Origin of the sequence: Marinobacterium nitratireducens (assembly GCF_014645375.1) — a bacterium.
Lineage (GTDB): Bacteria > Pseudomonadota > Gammaproteobacteria > Pseudomonadales > Balneatricaceae > Marinobacterium_A > Marinobacterium_A nitratireducens.
This window is the reverse complement of the sequence record NZ_BMLT01000008.1, coordinates 146,184-168,169: the sequence shown is the minus strand read 5'-3', so window position 1 is coordinate 168,169 and position 21,986 is coordinate 146,184. Positions and strand designations below refer to the sequence as shown.

At 63.4% G+C, this 21,986-nt stretch carries 19 protein-coding genes; 1 reads left to right on the top strand and 18 read right to left on the bottom strand.

Going from position 1 to position 21,986, the window contains the following annotated elements:
* Positions 1-32 precede the first annotated feature (32 nt).
* The 18 genes from fliR to IEX85_RS16150 form a co-directional block, all read right to left on the bottom strand.
* Complete coding sequence (fliR, locus tag IEX85_RS16235; protein WP_188861659.1) at positions 33-812, bottom strand: flagellar biosynthetic protein FliR; 780 nt, start codon at positions 810-812, stop codon at positions 33-35.
* Positions 812-1,087, bottom strand: coding sequence for a flagellar biosynthesis protein FliQ (gene fliQ, locus IEX85_RS16230; protein ID WP_188861658.1), 276 nt, complete (start codon positions 1,085-1,087; stop codon positions 812-814). Before fliQ ends, fliR begins: the two co-directional genes overlap by 1 nt.
* Before the next feature lie 186 nt (positions 1,088-1,273).
* On the bottom strand, positions 1,274-2,020 hold the full coding sequence (gene fliP / locus IEX85_RS16225; RefSeq protein ID WP_188861743.1) for a flagellar type III secretion system pore protein FliP: 747 nt from the start codon (positions 2,018-2,020) through the stop codon (positions 1,274-1,276).
* Positions 2,021-2,025: 5 nt separating this feature from the next.
* Positions 2,026-2,445 carry a flagellar biosynthetic protein FliO gene (gene fliO, locus IEX85_RS16220; RefSeq protein WP_229721966.1) on the bottom strand — a complete coding sequence of 140 codons (420 nt, stop codon included), beginning with the start codon at positions 2,443-2,445 and terminating at the stop codon, positions 2,026-2,028.
* Positions 2,445-2,840 carry a flagellar motor switch protein FliN gene (fliN, locus tag IEX85_RS16215; protein WP_188861657.1) on the bottom strand — a complete coding sequence of 132 codons (396 nt, stop codon included), beginning with the start codon at positions 2,838-2,840 and terminating at the stop codon, positions 2,445-2,447. The genes fliO and fliN overlap by 1 nt, the downstream gene beginning before the upstream one ends.
* A gap of 13 nt (positions 2,841-2,853) precedes the next feature.
* Complete coding sequence (gene fliM, locus IEX85_RS16210) at positions 2,854-3,834, bottom strand: flagellar motor switch protein FliM (protein WP_188861656.1); 981 nt, start codon at positions 3,832-3,834, stop codon at positions 2,854-2,856.
* Between the two features lie 12 nt (positions 3,835-3,846).
* On the bottom strand, positions 3,847-4,347 hold the full coding sequence (locus IEX85_RS16205) for a flagellar basal body-associated FliL family protein (RefSeq protein ID WP_188861655.1): 501 nt from the start codon (positions 4,345-4,347) through the stop codon (positions 3,847-3,849).
* Between the two features lie 110 nt (positions 4,348-4,457).
* The gene (locus IEX85_RS16200) at positions 4,458-5,888 is read right to left on the bottom strand and encodes a flagellar hook-length control protein FliK (protein WP_188861654.1); all 1,431 of its coding nucleotides are present in this window, start codon (positions 5,886-5,888) and stop codon (positions 4,458-4,460) included.
* Positions 5,889-6,451: 563 nt separating this feature from the next.
* Positions 6,452-6,895 carry a flagellar export protein FliJ gene (gene fliJ, locus IEX85_RS16195; protein WP_188861653.1) on the bottom strand — a complete coding sequence of 148 codons (444 nt, stop codon included), beginning with the start codon at positions 6,893-6,895 and terminating at the stop codon, positions 6,452-6,454.
* On the bottom strand, positions 6,892-8,265 hold the full coding sequence (gene fliI / locus IEX85_RS16190) for a flagellar protein export ATPase FliI (RefSeq protein ID WP_188861652.1): 1,374 nt from the start codon (positions 8,263-8,265) through the stop codon (positions 6,892-6,894). The genes fliJ and fliI overlap by 4 nt, the downstream gene beginning before the upstream one ends.
* A gap of 15 nt (positions 8,266-8,280) precedes the next feature.
* Complete coding sequence (locus IEX85_RS16185; protein ID WP_188861651.1) at positions 8,281-9,024, bottom strand: flagellar assembly protein FliH; 744 nt, start codon at positions 9,022-9,024, stop codon at positions 8,281-8,283.
* A gap of 26 nt (positions 9,025-9,050) precedes the next feature.
* Positions 9,051-10,064: a flagellar motor switch protein FliG gene (gene fliG, locus IEX85_RS16180; protein WP_188861650.1), complete on the bottom strand. Its 1,014-nt coding sequence runs from the start codon at positions 10,062-10,064 to the stop codon at positions 9,051-9,053.
* Positions 10,057-11,736 carry a flagellar basal-body MS-ring/collar protein FliF gene (fliF, locus tag IEX85_RS16175; RefSeq protein ID WP_188861649.1) on the bottom strand — a complete coding sequence of 560 codons (1,680 nt, stop codon included), beginning with the start codon at positions 11,734-11,736 and terminating at the stop codon, positions 10,057-10,059. The genes fliG and fliF overlap by 8 nt, the downstream gene beginning before the upstream one ends.
* Before the next feature lie 40 nt (positions 11,737-11,776).
* On the bottom strand, positions 11,777-12,130 hold the full coding sequence (gene fliE / locus IEX85_RS16170; protein ID WP_188861648.1) for a flagellar hook-basal body complex protein FliE: 354 nt from the start codon (positions 12,128-12,130) through the stop codon (positions 11,777-11,779).
* A 323-nt stretch (positions 12,131-12,453) separates the two neighbouring features.
* Complete coding sequence (locus tag IEX85_RS16165) at positions 12,454-13,074, bottom strand: 3'-5' exonuclease (protein ID WP_188861647.1); 621 nt, start codon at positions 13,072-13,074, stop codon at positions 12,454-12,456.
* A gap of 64 nt (positions 13,075-13,138) precedes the next feature.
* Positions 13,139-14,965 carry a putative nucleotidyltransferase substrate binding domain-containing protein gene (locus IEX85_RS16160; RefSeq protein WP_188861646.1) on the bottom strand — a complete coding sequence of 609 codons (1,827 nt, stop codon included), beginning with the start codon at positions 14,963-14,965 and terminating at the stop codon, positions 13,139-13,141.
* Positions 14,966-15,143: 178 nt separating this feature from the next.
* Positions 15,144-16,943 (bottom strand): sodium:solute symporter family protein, encoded by a 1,800-nt coding sequence (locus IEX85_RS16155; protein WP_188861645.1) that lies wholly within the window; start codon positions 16,941-16,943, stop codon positions 15,144-15,146.
* Between the two features lie 33 nt (positions 16,944-16,976).
* A complete protein-coding gene (locus IEX85_RS16150) occupies positions 16,977-17,231 on the bottom strand; it encodes a DUF4212 domain-containing protein (RefSeq protein ID WP_188861741.1) in 255 nt (84 codons plus the stop codon).
* Positions 17,232-17,765: 534 nt separating this feature from the next.
* Between IEX85_RS16150 and IEX85_RS16145 the strand changes: the two genes are divergently transcribed.
* Complete coding sequence (locus IEX85_RS16145; RefSeq protein ID WP_188861644.1) at positions 17,766-21,758, top strand: hybrid sensor histidine kinase/response regulator; 3,993 nt, start codon at positions 17,766-17,768, stop codon at positions 21,756-21,758.
* The last annotated feature ends 228 nt before the right edge of the window (positions 21,759-21,986 follow it).

The window sequence follows — 21,986 nt, the reverse complement described above, 5'->3', positions numbered from 1 at the left end:
GGGCACCCTACAATTCTCCCATCATCCCGCCATCATCCGCCGGCGAACAACTGGCCGACACGCTCCAGCGCCTCGGTGGCGATGCGCAGGTACTGGCCGAGGAAGCCGCCGAGACTGACCCAGGCAATCAGCAGCCCCATCAGCATGGTAAAGGGAAAGCCGATGGCGAAGATGTTCAGCTGCGGCGCCGCCTTGGTGATGATGCCGAAGGCGAAGTTGATCACCAGCAACGCGGTAATCGCCGGCAGCGACATCAGCAGCGCCGAGGCGAACATCCAGCCGCCGCTGCGCACCACCTCGATGAAGATCGAACGGTCGATCCCGGCCAGCCCCACCGGCATACGCTCGAAACTCTGCGCCAGCGCATCGATCATCACCAGATGTCCGTTCATCGCCAGGAACAGCAGCATCGTCAGCTGCAGGTAGAACTGGGTCAGCACCACCACCGCGACGCCGTTGACCGGGTCCGAAACCGAGGCGAAGCCCAGCCCCATCTGGGTCGAGATCAGCTGCCCGCCGATCACGAACACCTGCAGCAGCATCTGCACCATAAAGCCCATTGCCGCGCCGATCAGTATCTGCTGGGCGATGATCAGGTAGCTCTGCAGCGAAAAGCCGTCGAATGCCGGCATCGGCGGCAGCACCGGCACCAGCAGCATGGTGACCAGCAGCGCCAGCCCGAGGCGGATCCGCCCCGGCACCAGATTGCTGCCGATCATCGGTATCGCCATGAAGAAGGAGGCAACGCGAAACAGCGGCCAGAGGAAATCGGCCACCCACTGCTCGATCTGCAGCAGACTGACGTCAAACATCAGCCGGTCCCGATCAGTTGCGGGATGGCTTCGAATATCATGCGGAAGTGGTCCAGCAGTCGCGTCACTATCCATGGGCCCGCCCACATCACCATCGCCAGGGTGATGATCAGGCGCGGCAGAAAGCTCAGCGTCTGCTCGTTGATCTGGGTCGCGGCCTGAAACATCGAGATCAGCAGCCCCACCAGCAGGCTCGGCAGAATAATGACGGTCACCAGTATCACCACCAGCCAGAGCGCGTCGGCGAAGAGGTCGAGCGTCATCTGTGGCGTCATCGCACTGTCTCCTTCGTCGGCCTGGGTTACGGGTTACGGGTTACGGGTTACGGGTTACGGGTTACGGGTTACGGGTTACGGGTTACGGGTTACGGGTTACGGGTTACGGGTTACGGGAAATTGTCACCTGTCACCTGTCACCTGTCACCTGTCACCCGTCACCCGTCACCCGTCACACAACAAAACTCACATTCCGAAACTGCTGGCCAGGGTGCCGACCACCATCACCCAGCCGTCCACCAGCACGAACAGCATGATCTTGAACGGCAGCGAAATGATCACCGGCGACAGCATCATCATGCCCATCGCCATCAGCACGCTGGCCACCACCAGGTCGATGACGAGGAAGGGTATGAACAGCATGAAGCCGATCTGGAACGCCGTCTTGAGCTCGCTGGTGACGAACGCCGGCACCAGCACGGTGAACGGCACCTCGTCGATCGACGCCACCGGCGGCGTCTTCGCCAGCCGCATGAACAGCTCGAGGTCGTTCTCCCGCGTCTGCATCGTCATGAAGTCGCGAAACGGCGCCGCGGCGGCCCTTACCGCATCCATCGGCGCCAGCTGCTCCTCGAGATAGGGCTGGACCGCGTCCCGGTTCACCCGGTCCAGCACCGGCGTCATGATGAACAGCGTCAGGAACAGCGACAGGCCGATCAGCACCTGGTTGGACGGCGTCTGCTGCAGCCCGAGCGCCTGGCGCAGGATCGCGAACACCACGATGATGCGGGTAAAGGACGTCATCATCATGACCATCGCCGGCAGGAATGTCAGCATGGTCATCAGCGCGAGGATCTGGATCGTCACGCTGTAACTGGCACTGCCATCTTCGGCCGTGGTCACGTTGACCGCGGGGATGCCCACATCCTGAGCGCCGGCGGGCAGAGCGAAAAGCAGCAGCAGCGGCCAGAGCCGCACCAGAATGCCGTTAATCGCCGTCACCAGCCGTCCTTTTGTTGCTGTTGCGCGAAGGCTTCGCGCAGCTTGGCGCCGAACTGACCGCTCTGCGGCGGCACGATCACCGGCTCCTCGAAGCGCTCCAGCAGGCTGACCCGCCCCGGCGCCACGCCGAGCAGCAACTGGCGGGCACCGACCTGCACCAGCACCGCCTTCTCCCGCGTGCCCAGGGGCAGCACCGCGATCACCTTCATATCGCGGTGATGCCCGCCGATAGCGGTGAAGCGCTTGAGCACCCAGAGCACCAGCAGGATGGCGATGACCACCACCACCAGTCCGATCAGCAGCTGCCCGAGCATTTCCAGCGATACCGGGTCCTGCAGCGAGGTCCCCGCACCCGAGGCGGTCTCGGCCCGGGCCGGCATCGCCAGCAGGCCGGTCAACATCAGCAAATATTTCATCAGCGCAGCTTCTTGATGCGTTCCTGGGGACTGATCACGTCGGTCAGGCGAATGCCGTAGCGGTCGTTGACCACCACCACCTCGCCGTGGGCGATCAGGGTACCGTTGACCATGACGTCGAGCGGCTCACCGGCGACGCGTCCAAGCTCGATCACCGAGCCCTGAGTGAGCTGCAGCAGATTGCGGATGGCGATCTCGGTATTGCCGACCTCCATCGACAGGGTCACCGGTATGTCCAGGATGACATCCAGCTTGGGATCGTTAACCGGCGTGGACTCGTCCTTCAGTTCGTCGAGCTCGACCGCCCTGGCCCCGCCGGTCTGCTCTTCCATCGCCGCGGCCCACTCGTCCGCCATCGCCTGCTGGTCGACGGGATTGTCCTTGTTGTCACTCATGGATTCAGTCTCTTCATTCCGTCGTTTTGATCTGATCGACGATCTTGACCGCCAGGTTGTTGCGCGACACCCCGAGCTTGCAACCGAAGACCGGTACGCCGGCGGCCCGCAGCGTCAGCTGTTCCGGTATTTCCACCGGAATCACATCCCCCGCCTCCAGCTCCATCACGTCGCGCAGGGTCATCTCGCGCTCGGCGATCCGCAGCTTCAGATCGACCTCGGCCGCCATGATGTCACGCCGCAGGGCCTGCATCCAGCGCTCGTCGATCTCGTCCTCGGCACGCTGATATCCCGATACCAGCAGGTCGCGAATCGGCTCGAGCATCGAATAGGGCATGGTGACCTGCAGCTCGCCGCTGCCCCCCTCCAGATCGATCTGGAAGGTACTGACCACCACCACCTCAGTGGGACTGACGACGTTCGCCATCGCCGGGTTCATTTCGTGACCGGTGTGCTGGAAACCGAGCCCCATCACCGGCCGCCAGGCCTCTTTCAGATCCTCGAACAGCAGCTTGAGGGTCTTGTGCACCAGGCGGGTCTCGGTAGGCGTGAAGTCGCGTCCCTCGATCTTGGCGTGACGGCCATCGCCGCCGAAAAAGTTGTCGACCAGCTTGAACACCAGCTTGGCATCGAGAATGAAGAGAGCGGTGCCGCGCAACGGCGTTACTCGCACCAGGTTCATGCTGGTGGGAACGTAGAGCGTATGAATGTAGTCACCGTACTTCATTACCTGGACACCGCCGACGGTCACATCGGCGTTGCGGCGCAGCAGGTTGAACAGGGTATGGCGGGTATGGCGGGCGAAGCGTTCGTTGATCATTTCCAGCGTCGGCATGCGCCCGCGCACGATACGCTCCTGGCTGGCCAGGTCGTAAGCTTTCAGTTCACCGCTGTCGGACTCATCCGTCTCGTCGGAGGTTTCGATATCGCCATCGTCCACGCCGTGCAACAGCGCATCGATTTCGTCCTGAGACAGCAGATCCTTTACCGACATTCTGGCCGCCCGTTACTGCATGACAAAGTTGGTGAACAGGACCGTCTCGACCCCGGGCTGACCGATTTTTTCGTGCAGGAACGCCTGCAGGCGCTCGGTCGCCTGAGCCTGCAACTGACGCTTGCCCTCGATGGTACGCAGCGCTTCGTACTGTTGCGCACTCAACAGGGCATTGAGCAGCGAGACGATCCTCGGCATATGCAGGCTGAGCATTTCATCGGCTTTCGGGTCCCGGCTGAGCGCCTCGATATAGACCTGCATGGAGTGCCGGCGACCATCCTCCGACTCCAGCGTCACGACGAACATCGGCCGCCCTTCGTGCGAGCGGATCTTGGTGTAGATCGCCTCGGCAAGTTCCGGAGCCGCCTGCTCTGCACCGGCATTATCCTTGCCCAGCAGGAAAAACGCCGCAGCGCCGCCACCGCCTACCAGAAGCAGCGTCAGCACGGCGCCGATGACCAGCCATTTGCGCGATCTTGCTTTGCCGTCAGCGGCGTCGCTTCCGTCTGCCATAACCCCTCCATTAACCGGAGCTAACTATATCATACTGATTTTAACGGCCCAGCCCGGCGCCCGGGAACGGAGCGTTCCGTGATGCCTTCGGCGTGACACAGGCGTGCCGGTTACACGTACTGGTCTACCAGCGAACGCCTGACGGCCGTCACGGCAGGCGCAGCCGCCTCGACGACCTCTCCGGCATCACCGGCGCCGACGCTGGACGTGAAAATTCGCTCCGGCTCCCCGTCAGCCTGCCGCCCCCGCCGCCCGGAATCATCCGCAACGGTACTGCTGTCGAGATTGAGCCCCTGCTCGGCCAGCATCTCCCGCAATCGCGGCATCTGCTGCTCCAGCGCATCCCGGACCTGGGCGTGGGGTGAGCTGATGCTCAGACTGACCTGATCATGCTGCACCAGCAGCCGGACCTGCAGACTGCCAAGCTCGGGCGGATCGAGCTGTATCTCCGCCATCTGCACCCCGCCCGCCGACAGCATCAGCAAACGCTCGCCGACCGTCTGTCCCCAGGCGGGGGTTCCCGGCGCCAGCCCCTGGGGCAGGCTGAAGCCCGCACCAGGCGGCGCGCCGCGGGCAACGCTCGTGACCGTCTGCGCAAGAGCCGGGCGATTCAGCGCCTCGTCCGGAGCATCGCCGCCCTCTGCCACGGAATCGGCAGCGGCTTCGAGGCTGTCGGTCAGCGCAGCGGTCCCGGCCAGCCCCCCGGTTGCCGGGCCGCCGTTACCGGTCGCGGCGACCGCGGCCGCTCCCGGCGGGGGCAGTCCTGCCGACAGATTCAGCGCCGAGCCGGCCGCCGTCTGCGGTGAGGCGACCGGGAGCCCGGGGCCGCCTGCCGCTGCCGGCGCCAGTACGGCATCGCCCGGCGCTGCGGCGGCCAGACGCTGCTGCACTTCAAGCGCCTTCAGAATCCCCTCAGGCAGGGGTTTGCGCTCGGCCTGCTGCACGAAGCGCAGCAGCGAGTCGATATCATCTGCGCCGCTGCCACTGCCTGTCTGATCCACGCGCTCTTTTGCTGCCGGCAGGCGCGCGGCCACGGCCTGCTGCGGCGCCGGGGCCGGAGCCAACGGCCGCTGTTCAACCGCAGCGCCCGCGCTCGCCGGCGTCTGCTCGCCCGGCGCGGGCGAAGCCTGCGCGGTGACGGATACCGCAGGCGCGTCGACCACTGCCGGCTCAGGATCTGTGCGACTCGCCTGAGCACGCCGTTCGACAGCCTGCCCCGCTGAGGCTTGCCCCGCCGTCGCCTGCCCTTCTGCCAGCGCAGGCGACAGCGACAGGCCCTTCGCCGACGTTTCGAAGGCCCCGGCATCCGCCGCCATCAAATCTGCCTGCTGCAGCGGCGGGCCGGCTGCAACTCTGTTGACGGCGGCATCGGGTAGCACAGGCGGCCGGGCAGCCTGATCGTCCGTTTCCGCCTCTGGCGCATGGCCACCGGCCCGCACTGCCGCTGCGGCCCGGTCTGACGGCAAAGCGGGGTCGGCCGCCAGCAATGCCAAAGCCGGCACCGCCTCGTCCGCCAGGCGTCCCTCATCCGGCAAAGCCATGCTAGGCGGCGGCAATTCTTCGCCGCCCGCACCCGCCGGTGCCGCGGCGCCTGCCGCAGCGGTATAAAGGGCTGCAAATGCCGAAGGCGTTGCGGCGGGCACGCCGGACACCGGCGTTGCGGGCTTCTGCGCGGACGCGCTGATTCCGACACCGGCAGCCATGGGAACAAGGGGGGCGACCATCGACGACTCCTGAAAAACGCTCGATTGTCGTATCGATGCAGGTTATGGGCCAAAATTTATGGTGAGGCGTGACCGCCAGGGATGGCGTAGGAGCCCACTCTGTGGGCGAACAGCCTTGCGGCACGCTGACAATATTCGCTTCGCTCGCGGAGCGAGCTCCTACGCATCCATCAGTGTGTAGGGCACCATGAGCGCAGCGAATTGTGCCACCGGAAACCAATCGATCTGTACTACGATCGATTTGACGGGTTTCGCGATGCCCGAGCGGTATTGGTACCGGTCATGTCCCTACCAGTGCATCGCTCTACCCATCCTCCGATCGTGGATCCGGTTATGCGCGGTTGAAACTTTAGCTTTCACACCTCACCACTTACTAATCATCAAATAAACGGCGGCCGAATGAGCTGCGCGCGCTCGTCGAGCAGTTTCTGCAGGCGCTTCTCTTCCTCGCTGCGTTCCTGCGCCCGCGCGCGATCGGTCAGGTGTTCCATCGCCTTGAGGTGGCCGTAAGTGCTGCGCCAGTGCTGCTCGACCTGTTCGAGTTGCTGACGATTGGTGCGCATCGCCTCACGGTGCTGTCTGAGCGTTGCCTCGATCTTGTCGACGAAGGCTCGCGCGGCAAGAAACCGATCCATGGCCACGCCCTGCCGCCCCTTCTCCTGCAGCTGCGCCTGATACTCGGCAAGGAACCGTTCCAGCTGCGCCAGGGTTGCCTCGTCACGCTCGACGCGGCCACGGCTGTCGGCGAGAAACTGGTCGGCCTGGCGCTTCTTGCGCTCGGCCAGATCCTGCAGCAACGCCATGCGCTCGGAACGCTTCTTCATCCTCTAGCTCCCGGCTGCGGCGGCGCTTTCGCGGGCGCCTTGGGCGGCGGCGACAGCACCATCGCCAGTTCCTGCACGCTCTGCGCCAGCGGTTTGGACTCGTTAAGCCCCTGTTGCAGAAAAGCCTTCAGTACCGGCATGCGCTCGATGGCGAAATCGGTATCGGGATCGCTGCCGCGGGTGTAGGCGCCGACGGTAATCAGATCCTCGTTCTGCTGATAGCGCGACATCAGCTGCTTGAAGCGCATCGCCGTACCCAGATGACCGGCATCAACGATCGCCGGCATGGCGCGGCTTATCGAGGCTTCTATATCGATCGCCGGATAGTGCCCCTGCTCCGCCAGCCGTCGCGACAGCACCACGTGGCCGTCGAGGATGGCCCGCGCCGCATCGGCAACCGGGTCCTGCTGATCGTCCCCCTCGGTCAGCACGGTGTAGAAGGCGGTGATGGAGCCACCGCCACTGGCGCCATTGCCGGCGCGTTCGACCAGCCTCGGCAGCCGGGCGAAGACCGACGGCGGATAGCCCTTGGTGGCCGGCGGCTCGCCAACCGCCAGCGCGATTTCGCGCTGCGCCTGGGCATAGCGGGTCAGGGAGTCCATCAGCAGCAGCACATTGCGCCCCTCGGCGCGAAAATACTCGGCAATGCGGGTCGCCAGCTGGGCCGCCCGCAGGCGCATCAGCGGCGAGTCGTCGGCCGGGGAGGCCACCACCACGGAGCGGGCCAGCCCCTCGGCGCCCAGGTTGTGCTCGATGAACTCCTTGACCTCGCGGCCACGCTCGCCGATCAGCCCGACGACGATGATCTCGGCCTCGGTGAAACGGGTCATCATGCCCAGCAGCACCGATTTGCCGACGCCACTGCCGGCGAACAGCCCGAGTCGCTGACCGCGACCGACCGTCAACAGCGCGTTGATCGCACGGATACCGACGTCCAGCGGCTGCTCGATCGGGTGACGCTCCAGCGGGTTGATGGTTTCGCCGGCAAGCCCGACCCGCGTCTCGACCTGCAGCGGCCCCTTGCCGTCGAGCGGCCGGCCGACGCCGTTCAGCACCCGCCCGAGCAGACCGGGGCCCACCGCCACCTGACCGGCATTGCCGAACGGCATGACACGGGCGCCGGGTTGCAGCCCGTCAACGCTGTCCAGCGGCATCAGGTAGATACGATCGCCGGCGAAACCAACCACTTCAGCTTCGACCTCCAGGCCCGGACGCACCGCGATCAGACAGTTGTCACCGATGGCGACCTGAAGACCGACGGCTTCGATGGTCAGGCCGATCAGGCGGGTAATACGACCTTCGATACGGGGCTCCGGGGCCTCGTAGCGCAGATCGAGGTGGGATTGCAGGCGTTTCAGCAACCGCGACATGGCGTCAGAAATCCGTCATTCATCGCCCGGGGATTCCGCCAGCCGGGCTAAAAGCTGCTCCGCCACCTGACCGAAGCGGGTCTCGAGGGTCTGGTCGACCCGGCTTGCGGGCGTGCGCACCCGACAACCGCCGGCGCTGATGCCAGGATCCGGCACCAGGGTTCTGTGCTCCCGGGCGTCGCACAGCGGCTGCAGCAGCACTTCGTTCTCGGGGTTGACGTGAATGCGCACGTCGCCCGCCTCGTCCGGCAGCAGCGCCAGCGCCTCCCGCACCGAGTCGAGGATCAGCTCGGGGCGACTGACCAGCTCATGCCGGGTCACCGCGGCGGCAAGCTGCACCACCATCCGCAGCAGGCAGCTTTCGAGCTCCCTCGCCTGCGTCTGCAACGGCGCTTCGAATTCGCTGATCATCTCGTCAAGGCGCGCCACCGCAGCGGCAATCTCCTGCTGCCCCTGCTGCAGGCCTTCGTCATGCCCCTGCATACGCCCTGCTTCGAGTCCCTTGTCGAACCCCTCCCGATGACCTTCCTCGAACCCTTCCTGACGCGCTTCCTCGCGGATCCGCTCGAGCTCCGCCAGGGTCAGCTTGCCGTCGCCGAACGGCAGCTCGTCGGCGTCGAGCTGCTCGTCCACCGCACTTTCTTCCCGCTGCACCAGCGCCACGCGGTGCCGCCCCTCGACCTGCGGCAGCCGCCAGAGCTCGACCGCGCCGACGTCGGCGGCGCGAATACGCACCGGAGGCTTGTCGGACTGACTCATAGACTTAGCTCGAACCTTTCATGGCACTAGATCATCTCTTCGCCGCTGCCGGCCAGCATGATCTCGCCTTCGTCGGCCAGACGCCGCGCCACCGCAAGGATCTCCTTCTGCGCCGTTTCGACTTCGCTGACGCGCACCGGACCCTTGGCTTCGAGGTCATCACGCAACAGCTCGGCGGCACGCTTGGACATGTTCTTGAAGATTTTCTCCTGCAGCCCCGAATCCGCCCCCTTCAGCGCCACCACCAGCAAATCGGTCGAGACCTCGCGCAGCAACACCTGGATGCCGCGGTCGTCGACATCGATCAGGTTGTCGAACACGAACATCAGCTCGGCGATCTGCGACGCCAGCCCCTCGTCGACATCGCGAATGCCGTCCATCAGCTCCGCTTCCACGGTGCTGTCGATGAAGTTCATGATATTGGCGGTCGCCTTGACGCCGCCCAGGGTCGCGCTCTTGCTCGAGGCGCTGCCGGTGAACTGAACCTCGAACAGATCATTGAGTTCCTGCAGCGCCTCGGGCTGGATCTGATCCAGCGCGGCGACGCGCATCAGGATATCGAGGCGCACTTTTTCGTCGAAGTACGTCAGCACCTGGGCCGCCTGATCCGGGTCCAGGTAGGCGGTAACCACCGCCTGAATCTGGGGATGTTCGAAACGCATCACCTCGGCGATCTGGCGCGGCTCCATCCAGCGCAGCGTATCCAGCCCCGAAGTATTGGTGCTCATCAGGATGCGATCGAGCAGCGTCTTGGCCTTTTCCTCGCCCAGCGCCTGGTTCAGCATCGAGCGGATATAACGGTCGTTGTTGATGCCGATACCGGTCTGATCGCTGACCACGTGCATGAAATCCGACACCACCGCCTCGACCTGCGACTGGGGCACGTTGTCCAGCTGCGTCATGGCGTAGCCGATCCGCTGCACCTCCTTGGGCCCCAGGTGCTTGAGCACTTCGGCGGCGTCGGCCTCGCCCAGGCTGATCAGCAGTATCGCGGCCTTTTCGATATCGCTCAGTTCGCCGCCGGCGGCACCGTCACTCATTGTCCCTTACCCACTGTTTCACCGCCTGCGCCACCCGCGCAGGATCTTCCGCCACCATACTACGGATGGTATTGATCTGGTATTCGAAGCTCTCGTTCGGCGTCGGCAGCATGTCGCCACTGCCGCTGCCGCCACTGCCGAAGGTCACGCGATCCTCGGCAAGCTCGGACCCCTCCAGCCCCTCGAGTTCGGCGGTTACGGTGCCGGCGCTGCCAAGGCCCGCGTTGGCGTCACCGGCGCCGGATGACGCCAAATTCTTCAGAATCGGCCGCAGCACGCCGAATACCAGCAGCAGCACGAACAGCGCCGCCAGCACCTGCTTGACCAGATCCCAGAGCCAGTCCTGCATCCAGATCGGCGTGTCCTCAGGCTCCGCGGGCATCTCCTGGGCGGCGAACGGGGAATTGACGACGTTGACGCTGTCACCGCGTTCCGGCGAATAGCCGACGGCGTCCTGCACCAGAATGCGCAGGCGATCGATTTCGTTCTGGGTCCAGGGCTGGCGCGGCGCCTGACCCGAAGCCGGCAGGTCGTCCACCACCACCGCGACGGTCAGACGACGGATGCGTCCCATCTGATGACGGGTGTAGCTGATGGAGCGATCCAGCTCGTAATTGCGGGTTTCCTGCTTGCGGCTGCTGCCGCTGAGGCCACCGCCCGGCGCAGCGCCGTTGGCGCCGCCGGCCTGCTCCGGCACCTGACTCGGGCCTGGCGGCTGATTTGACAGCGCGCCCGGCACGCCGCCGGGAACGGCTTGACCGGCGCGGCTCTCGTCGAGCACCTGCTCGCTGCGCAGCGACGGCAGGTCCGGATTGTAGATCTCGCTGGTCTGCTCGACCGCGGTAAAGTCAATATCCGCCGACACCTCGGCGCGGTAGTTGCCCAGCCCCACCACCGGCTGCAGGATGCTGTTGACGCGATTGAGCAGGGTTTCCTCTATTCGCTGGGTGTACTCCAGCTGCTTCGCCGCCAACACCACATCCTCGTCGACCTCGCGGGTATTGAGCAGGCGCCCCTTCTGGTCGACCACGGTGACATCGCGCTGATCCATCTGCGGCACCGACGAAGCCACCAGGCTGGCGATCGCGGCGACCTGATCCGGCGCCAGGCGACGGCCGGCAAACAGCTCGATAAAGACCGACGCGCTGGGTTTGCGCTCGTCGCGGATGAACACGGTACTCTTGGGAATCGCCAGATGAACGCGGGCGCTGCGCACCGCCACCAGACTGGCGATGGTACGGGCCAGCTCGCCCTCGAGACCCCGACGGTAACGGGCGTTTTCCATGAACTGGCTGGTGCCGAGGGTCTGTTCCTGGTCGAGCAGTTCGAAGCCGACGTTCTTGTCGGCGGTAAAGCCCTCGGCCGCGAGCTTAAGGCGCGCTTCGTGGACGTGTTCCTGGGGTACCAGAATGGCCCGGCCTTCGGCATCGAAGCGGTAGGGAGTGTTGTAAAGGCGCAGCTGCTCGATCACCTGATTGGCGTCGGCGAAGGAGAGATTGGAGAACAGTACCCGGTAGTCCGGCTGCTGCGACCAGAGCACCACGGCGAAGCCGATCGCGACACTGGCGGCGAGGCCGACCATCAGGCCGATCTGTCGCAGTATCGAGAGGCCGCTGAAGCCGGCCATCAAGCCGCGTCTACCGCCTTCTGTTGGCGCCGGGGTGTTTTCCATTCAGGTAAAGCCGCGTCGGGTTCCGTTGTGTTTATGCCGGTCAGATCGGCATTTGCATGATGTTCTCGTAGGCCGAAACCAGGCGGTTACGGACCTGTGTCATTGCATCGAAGGATACCGACGCTTTCTGGATACTGACCATTACCTGGGGCAGATCGACCATGGCATCGCCCTGCTCGTACGAGGTCGCCATTTTTTTGGCGTCGGTCTGCAGCTCGTTGACCTGGTCGACGGCGTTTTTCAGCAGCTCGCCGAAACCGGTACGGTCGACGGCCCCGGCCGTCATCTGCGACTCCTGCCCCGGCAGCTGAACCGGTGCCACGCCCTGCTGGGCCTGAGCCTGGATAGCCCGCATCTGCATCAGCACGCTATTGATATCGGCGCGATCTACCATAACAGCCTCCCTTCCGCTGCTTCGGCAGTTTTTTGACATTATATGTCGCCGATTCACATCAGCAAGCCGCCAATGAATCAGAAACGACAAAAAAACGTCACCGAAGCGTCAATTATATCATTATTCAGAGAGGGTTAAGCAATTAGTGCGCCAAACAGATGGTTTTTATTTGACGGAGGCGTGAGAGGTGACGGGTGGCGCGAAAGGTTGTTGTTGGGTTACGCGACTTCGTCGCTAGACCCAACCTACGAAAAACCAAACCGCGTAACCCGCAATCGCGGATCCGGTCAGGCGCAGTTGAGACGTAACGCCGTGCGCGCCCCCTACACCGGCGCTTCGCCGTGCTTCAGGCGGACATACATCAGCGCCACCGTGATGGCATCGCCGAGCGCGGTATGCCGTTCGATAATCGGCACGTCCAGCTTGGAGGCAATGGTATCGAAGCGAAGATCGACGCTGCCCCCGACCGACTTCCACTTGATGATGTCGTGGTACACGTGGGACAGCTCGACCGTTTTGTTGGGCAGACCGAAACCGAAGCGCGGGCGCATGTACTTGTCCAGCATGCGGACATCGAAATTGACGTAGTAGCCTAGAATGGGTCTGTTGCCGATGAACGCCAGCAGCTGGTCGAGCGCGTCGTCCATTTCGATACCGTCGGCCAGGTCCGCCGCGCGAATCTTGTGGATCTTGATCGAATCGCCGGTCAGGCTGGCCGGCGGCTTGAGCCTGATATCGAGACGCTCGCTGGTGAGCACCCGCTTGCCGCGGATCTTCACCGCGCCGATCGAGATGATTTCCGCCTGCCGCACATCGAGTCCGGTGGTCTCGCAGTCCAGCGACACCAGCTCGTCGCCCTGATAGGGTTCGAACAGCCAGGCGTAGTTGCCGTCGCGCTGATCCAGCCTTTCCTTGAAGCGCCGGATGCTGCGGGGAATGATCATCTTACCTCCCGGTTTTCGATGCGCCATAGGGCCGGATGGCAAACGAAACTCCGTTGCTGTTTCATCACACCTCCAGATGATAGCGTTGCGCCAGGTGACGCTTGAATCCTTTCACGACGTGCAGCGCATCGCGCAGCAACTCGCGCTCCATCTTGTTCAGGGTTTTCAGATCGACCAGATTGGGCGTCGGATCCTTCTCGCTCGACTCCAGGCGCCGGATCTGATGGCGCAGACGAAGCTGCACGAACCAGCCCAGCGCTTCGGCCAGCTCGCCGCCCTGCTCGGCCTGCAACAACCCCCCTTCGACCAGCTGATCGATCCGGGTGAAGGTGTTGGTGGCGAGGATGCGCTGCTCCAGTGCCATGGTGCGGACACCGTGCACTATCGGAAAGATACCACCTTTCTTGATATCCAGCTGCGACTTGTCCCGCAGATTGCCGAAGAAGGTCAGCGGCGTGTCGAACTCAAGCGCGGCGCGGGCGAAGTGGGAAAAGAATACGTCGTTGTTGCGCAGATGCCGCAGGAACCAGTTGCGGGCGGCCTTGAACAGCGCGGGGTTGCCGGCCACCGGCTTGGCATCCACGGCGATCGCCAGCCTCATCACAGCCTCCCCTTCGCAGCTGTCGGCCCAGTCGCCCAGCCGGGTGGTCCAGTCGCCGAGCGAGTTGACCCACTCGGGATTGGACACCATGATGTGCCCCGGACAGGGCGGGTAACCGAACTCTATCAGCCTTTCGCTGAAGCGCTCCAGCATCTCGGCCATGCCGGGCCAGCTGAGACCGTCGCGATGGATGATGGCATTGTCCTGGTCGGTCTTGAGTATCTGTTCGCCGCGCCCTTCCGAGCCCATCACGATCAGGCAGACATGCGGCTGCATGTCCGGCGGCACCATCAGATCGAACAGCTTGGCCATGACCCGCCCGTTCATCGCCGAGAGCAGGTCCATGATAAAGCGGACCTTGACGCCATGGGACACCAGCGAGCGGATCAGGTCGTTCAGCCCCCGCGCCGCCTGGCGCAGATCCTCCACGGTCTGGGCCCTTTCGATACGCAAACCGATCACGTGGGAGTGACTGGAAAAGAAGCTGAGAATATCGGTAAGCGAAACGATGCCGACCAGCTCCTCGCCGCGCATCACCACCAGACGCTCGATGTGCTGCCGGGTCATCAGCACCAGGGCATTGAAGAGATAGTCCTCGGGGCTGATGGTGATCAGGCGGAAGCTGGCGATCTCGGCGATATCGGTTTCCTGGGGCAGCCCCTTGAGCACCAGCGCCTCGAGCAGATCGGTCTTGGTGATCATGCCGTGACGATTGCCCTTGCGCACCAGCACACAGTCCGCCATCTGCTCGCGCATCAGCTCGGTGGCCTGGCGGATGCTGGTGCCCTCCAGCACGTTCAGCGGCTGCTGCACCAGCCCGCTGTCGACCCGCGCCAGCATGAATTCGGCGATATCCTGATCCTGGCCGTGCTGCGCCACGATCTCGGACTTGGCCGCCAGGTTCTGCTGGAAGTAGTCGGCGAAGCTCGGGTTGCCGGCGACCAGCTCGAGCAGCGTCGCGGTCGGCAGCACATGGCAGATGGTTTCTTCCTCGGCGACGAAGTTGTGAATCGCCCGCCCCCGCAGCGCCGACCAGCCGCCGAAGTAGTCCTCGTCCTCATAGTGCACGTAAGGCTGCTGCGGAGCTTCGGCACGATCGGCCTCGCGCACGTCGTTTTCGCTCACCCGTCCCTTGAGGATGATATAGACGCCTTCGGGTACATCGCCGGCCGCCAGTATGGTTTCCCCTTTCTGGTAGTAGGCGATATCGAGATGTCGCAACAGATGCTCACGCTCCGCCTCTTCCAGCAGGCTGAACGGGAGATTGTCGAAAGTGAATGTTGAAGACATGGGCCACTCCCGGTATGTGGCTGAGATTTCATGGGATCGGTGACACAGAGCACCAGATGACGTGTTACGCGTTACCTGTCACCCGTAACCCGGAACCCGGAACCCGTAACTAAAAAAGGGCACACCTGCGGATTGCCGGTGTGCCCTTTGTCATTCGAGCCGAACGGCCCGGTTCAGTTTAGTGGGCGTGAGCCGTACCGGCACCGCGCGGGATACGGATATCCTCGACGATGTGCTGGATGTCTTCCGGGGGTTCCGGGGTCATCGCAGCGACGGTGTAGGCAGTCGCGAAGTTCAGCAGCATGCCAACGGTACCGAAGCCTTCCGGCGAGATACCGAAGATCCACTGGTCGGCGCTGCCGCCCATGAACTTGAAGTAGATGATGTAGGCCATGGTCACGACCAGACCGACGACCATGCCGGTAATGGCGCCCTGGGTATTCATGCGCTTGCTGAAGATACCCATGACGATGACCGGGAACACCGAGGCACAGGCCAGGCCGAAGGCCAGCGCCACCACCTGGGCGACGAAGCCCGGAGGATTGATGCCGAAGTAGCCGGCCACGCAGATCGCCACTACGGCGGCCAGTCGGGCGTACATCAGCTCCTGCTTGTCGGTGATGTTCGGGTTGATGGTCTTCTTCATCAGGTCATGGGATATGGAGGTCGAGATGACCAGCAGAAGCCCCGCAGCCGTCGACAGTGCCGCCGCTACGGCACCGGCCGCCACCAGCGCAATGACCCAGTTGGGCAGATTGGCGATTTCCGGGTTCGCCAGCACCATGATGTCACGGTCGACATAGACTTCGTTGGCGAAGGGTGCGCCGTTCACGGCCACCGGCGCGGTGTTCGGGTTGGAGACCATGCGCTCGCCGTGCTCGCCGGTACCCTCGATGAAGTTCGGCTTGCCGCCTTCGAAGGCGTTGCCGGCAGCGTACTGCACCTTGCCATCGCCATTGTGGTCAACCCAGCCGATCAGACCCGAATTCTCCCAGTTCTTGAACCAGGAGGGCATCGACTCGTAGGCGGTACCGGTATTGTCGGCGCCGTTGACGGTCTGGATCAGGTTGACGCGACCGAAGCCGGCCACACCCGGGATGGAGGTGTAGAGAATGGCGATGAAGATCAGCGCCCAGCCAGCGGAAGTACGGGCATCCTTGACGCGCGGCACGGTGAAGAAGCGCACGATAACGTGCGGCAGACCCGCGGTACCGGCCATCAGGGCGATGGTGAAGAAGAACATGTCGACGGTCGACTTGCTGCCCTCGGTATAGGCCTTGAAGCCGAGATCCGTGGAGAGCTGGTCGAGGGTCGCCAGTACCGACTGACCGTTGCCGAGGGTGGCGCCGAGGCCGGTCTGCGGCAGGAAGTGGCCGGTCACCTGCGCCGACAGGAAGAAGGCCGGCACCGTGAATGCCAGAATCAGTACGCAGTACTGCGCCACCTGGGTGTAGGTGATGCCTTTCATGCCGCCGAGTACGGCGTAGAAGAACACGATCGCCATACCGATAACGACGCCGGTGTTGATATCGACGTGCAGATAGCGCGAGAACACGATACCCACGCCGCGCATCTGGCCGGCAACATAGGTGAAGGAGATGACGATGGTACAGACCACCGCGATGGTGCGGGCGGTGTTGCTGTAATAGCGGTCACCGACGAAGTCCGGCACCGTGAATTTGCCGAATTTGCGCAGGTAGGGCGCCAGCAGCATCGCCAGCAGCACGTAGCCGCCGGTCCAGCCCATCAGGTAGGCGGAGCCGTCACGGCCGACGAAGGATACGATACCGGCCAGGGAAATGAAGGATGCCGCCGACATCCAGTCCGCCGCAGTCGCCATGCCGTTGGCGACCGGATGCACGCCGCCGCCGGCGACGTAGAATTCCTTGGTCGACCCCGCGCGCGCCCAGATCGCAATACCGATATAGAGCGCAAAGGATCCCCCGATAAAGAGGTATGTCAATAAATCGAGACTCATGATGCTACCGCCCTCAGCTGATGATTATCGTTGTTATTCGTGGACGTCGTATTTTTCGTCGAGCTTGTTCATGCTGAACACGTAGGCCCAGATCAGAACGACGAAAACGAAGATGGAGCCCTGCTGGGCGAACCAGAAGCCCAACGGAAAACCGAAGAACTGAATGGCGTTCAGCTGCTCAACAAAGAGGATCCCGAAACCGTAGGAAACGATGAACCAAATCACCAGGTAGGTACTGATGATGCGCAGGTTTTCGCTCCAGTAGGCTTTGGCTTTTTCAACACTCATGGACATAGCCGCATACCTTTATTGTTGTTGAAATGGAGGAACAGTCTGAATCTAACAAAGAGTCCGGCGCTGCAAAGCCCCGACTTTAGTCAAAGAGCGGCCGCCAGCGGGCCGGAACTCATGCATTAACCATCTGAAAACAAAGGATTTAGCGGACTTTTTACCGAACAGGGGCGCAGCACGCCCCAGGGGTTATACAATAGTCGTATGGCGACTGCACAGGCGACGGGATTTTGTAGGATGGGTGGAGCCACCGCCGGCAGTCGATTTGCGCCTGGCAGCGTTGTCCATGGCGGCGCAACCCATCGAATACGGCACGCCCGGTTCGGAACGGGTAGGACGGGCCAAGCCGCCACCGGCAGTACCTTTGTGCCTGGCACCGTTCCCCGGGGCGGCGAACCCCGTCGTATCGATCGCAGTGCAGATCGATTTATCACAGACGGCACGGACTGCGGCACGGCAGGCCCGTTTCACAGGTGGAATGAGCAAACTCTTTCCACCCAACAACAAGAATAACTCGGAGTCGGCGAATCCATGCTGTCCGGTTGGTCCATCATTCTGATTTCGCTGGCCTATGTCGGCCTGCTGTTCGCCATCGCCTATTACGGCGACTCGACCGCAAAGGGGCGCTCCTACGCCGCCAACCCGGTGATCTACTCGCTGTCGCTTGCGGTGTACTGCTCGTCCTGGACCTTCTACGGCGCCGTCGGTCGCGCCGCTTCCAGCGGCTGGGAGTTTCTCGCCACCTACCTCGGCCCAGTGCTGGTGTTCATCTTCGGCTGGCGCCTGATCGAAAAGGTCATCCTGGTCAGCAAGGAACAGAATATCACCACCATCTCGGACTTCGTGTCGTCGCGTTACGGCAAGAGTCAGAGCCTGGCGATACTGATCACGCTGATCGCCGTGCTCGGCACCATTCCCTATATCGCGCTGCAGCTAAAGGCCGTCGCGATCAGCTACGACGCTCTGGCGCCGGCCGCCAACGAGGGCCTGAGCAAGGGCCACGACACGGCACTGTTCGTGGCGCTGCTGATGGCGGTATTCGCGGTGCTGTTCGGCACCCGGCACATCGACGCCACCGAGCATCACGAGGGCATGGTGCTGGCGGTGGCGTTCGAGTCGATCGTCAAGCTGGCCGCCTTTCTGTCGGTCGGACTGTTCGTCACCTTCCAGGTCTTCGAAGGACTCGACGACATGCTGTTCAATCTGGTTTCGCAGCTCAGCTACAACGAAAACTTCGGTACCCTGTTCAAGGAAAGCTTCCTGACCGAAACCCTGCTGGCCTGCGGCGCCGTACTGTGCCTGCCGCGCCAGTTCCACGTCACCATCGTCGAGAACACCAACGTCGACAACCTGCGTACCGCGCGCTGGCTGTTCCCGCTATACCTGGTACTGCTGGCCGCCTTCGTGCTGCCGATTTCGGTCGCCGGTTACCTGATGTTCGGCGCTGGCGACGTCGACGCCGACACCTTCGTGCTGATGCTGCCGCTGGCCGCGGACTACAAGGCACTGGCTACCTTCGCCTTCATCGGCGGCCTTTCGGCTTCCACCAGCATGGTGATCGTCGCCAGCGTGACCCTCGCGACCATGGTCTGCAACGATATCGTGATGCCGCTGCTGCTGCGCATTCCGCAACTGCGACTGGATCAGAACAAGGATCTCGGCGCGCTGCTGCTGCGGGTGCGACGCATCACCATCGTCTGCCTGCTGCTGCTGGCCTATTTCTACTACCGCATCCTCGGCGACCAGGGCTCGCTGGCTTCGTTCGGACTGCTGGCGTTCGTCGCCGCCATTCAGTTCCTGCCGTCGATCCTCGGCGGCATCTACTGGAAGAGGGGCAACCGCTACGGCGCCCTGGCCGGGCTCTGCGGCGGCTTCTTCCTATGGATTTATACCCTGGTGATTCCGACCCTGCTCGAAGCCAACCTGATCTCCAACAGCCTGCTGCCGCCGCACATCACCAGCGACGGCCTGCTGGCGCCGACCAATATCTTCGGTCTGGGCGGACCCGATGGCCTCGAACCCCTGACGCACGGCGTTTTCTGGAGTCTCGCGGTCAACTGCTTTTTGTATACCCTGTTGTCCCACTACAGCAGCTCGCGCCTGGTCGATCGCATCCAGGCCAGCGCCTTCGTCGACGTCTACGGCAAGGAACTGCTCGACACCGGCCGGCACTACGGCCAGGTCACCGTCGGCGACCTGCAGATGCTGACCGAACGATTCCTCGGCGCCAGCCGCACCCGCCAGGCATTTGCCGGCTTCTCGACGCAGCGCAACGAGAAGCCGCCGCTGTCCGGTGACCGGGCCACCTCCGAAATGATCCAGTTCACCGAACGCCTGCTGGCCGGCGTGATCGGTGCTTCCTCGGCCCGCATCGTGCTCGCCTCCATTCTGCGCGGCAAGGAGATGCAGATCGGCGACGTCGTCACCATCGTCGACGAAGCCTCCCAAGCACTGCGCTTCAACCGCTCGCTGCTGCAGTCGACCATCGAGAACATCACCCAGGGCATCAGCGTGGTCGACCAGCAGCTGCGCCTGGTCGCCTGGAACCGGCGCTATCTGGAAATGTTCCGCTACCCCGACGGGCTTATCTGCGTAGGCCGGCCGATCGAGGAAATCTTCCGCTACAACGCCGGCCAGGGCGAGTACGGCGAGGGCGACATCGAGGAACTGGTGCAGCAGCGCATGGCCAGCCTGCAGGACACCAGACCCCACGTCTATGAACGCTACCGGCCCGACAGCACCGTGGTGGAGGTACGCGGCAACCCCATGCCCAATGGCGGTTTCGTCACCACCTACACCGACATTACCAGCCACAAACGCATCGAGGCTGCGCTGCGCGAGAGCGAGCAGAATATTCGCACCTACACCGACAACGTGCCGATCCTGATCGCCTATCTCGACAACAAGGGCAATTACCTCTTCGTCAACAAGGCCTACGCCGACGCTTTCGGACTGGACCGCCACAATGTACAGGGTCTGAGCTATCGCGACGTGCTGAGCCCGCAGGAGCTGGCGGACCGCGACCGCCATATCGACAGGGCCCTGAAGGGCGAGCGGGTGCGGTTCGAATCGGTGATGCCGACCCGCTCGGCGTCGGCCCCGCGCCGCTACGCCGAAGTCACCTACATTCCGCACAGCGATGAACAGGGACGGGTTACCGGCCAGTTCACTCTCTACCAGGACATCACCGAGCGACGCCTGGCGGAACTGGCGCTCAAGGAAACCAACGAGACGCTGGAGCTGCGCGTGCGCGAACGCACCCAGGCACTGTCGAGCGTTAACCGCGAGCTGCGCAAGGAAAATACCGTGCGCGCCCTGATCGAGGACGAACTGCGCCAGGCCAAGGCCGACGCGGAGGCGGCGAACCTCGGCAAGACCCGCTTCCTGGCCGCCGCCAGCCACGATCTGCTGCAACCGCTCAATGCCGCGCGCCTGTTCACTTCGGCGCTGGACCAGCAGAGCCACGACGCCAGTACCCATCAGCTGGTGCGCAACCTGGACGGTTCGCTGAAGGCCGCCGAGGAACTGATCACGGCGATACTGGATATTTCCAAGCTGGACGCCGGCGCCCTGGAGCCCAATATCACCGACTTTTCCATCAGCCAGATGCTGACCAACCTGAGCGCCGAATTCAGCGTGGTGGCGGGCGAGAAACAACTGCAGCTGCGCTGGCGCGACAGCCGTCAGGTGGTGCGTTCGGACCAGGCTCTGCTGCGCCGCATCCTGCAGAACTTCCTTTCCAATGCCGTACGCTACACCCAGCAGGGCAAGATCCTGCTGGGTGCGCGCAAACGCGGCGACTGCCTGCGGCTGGAAGTCTGGGATACCGGTGTCGGCATCGCGCCGGACAGGATCGACGAGGTGTTCGAGGAGTTCAGACGGATCGACAATCCCAAGCACAGCCAGGTCAAGGGGCTCGGTCTCGGTCTTGCCATCACCGACCGTATCGCGCGGATGCTCGGACACCGGATCCAGGTAAGATCCTGGCCCGGTCGCGGCACCCTGTTCAGCGTCGAGGTGCCCCTGGGCGATCCGGCCAAGGCCGTCAAGCCGAAGGCAGACCAGCGCGGCTGGATTCGCAGCAAGGGCCTCAACGGCCTGAAGGTTCTGGTGATCGACAACGAGCCGAAGATCCTCGAAGGCATGCGGGCCCTGCTGGCCGGCTGGTCCTGCGAACCCATCACGGCGCTCAGCGTCGACGAGGCCCGCGAGCGGCTGCGGGAAACGGAAACGGAAACGGAGCCGGACATCATCCTCGCCGACTACCACCTCAACGAAACCTATACCGGCCTGATGGCACTGCGGGATCTGGCGCCGCTCTGGTCCAGGGAGATACCGGCGGTGATCATCACTGCCGACCGCACCGACAGCGTGCGCGACGAGGTCGCCGACGCCGGCGCACTGCTGCTGACCAAACCGGTCAAGCCTGCGGCCCTGCGCGCAATGATCAACAAGCTCACGGCCAGCAGTGGGAGCGGCGCCCTCGCCGCGAATGCCTCAGGTTCGACCATAGCACCCGTTTGATTGACGGGTGACGGGTGACGGGTGACGGGTGACGGGTGACGGGTGACGGGTGACGGGTGACGGGTGACGGGTGACGGGTGACGGGTGACGGGTGACGGGTGACGGGAAATTGTAGGAGCCCACTCCGCGGGCGAACAACCTCCCTGCCGGAATAATTCGCCCACGGAGTGGGCTCCTACAGGGGCCAGTTTCGTAGGTTGGGTCCCGGTCCGAAGGACCGTAACCAGC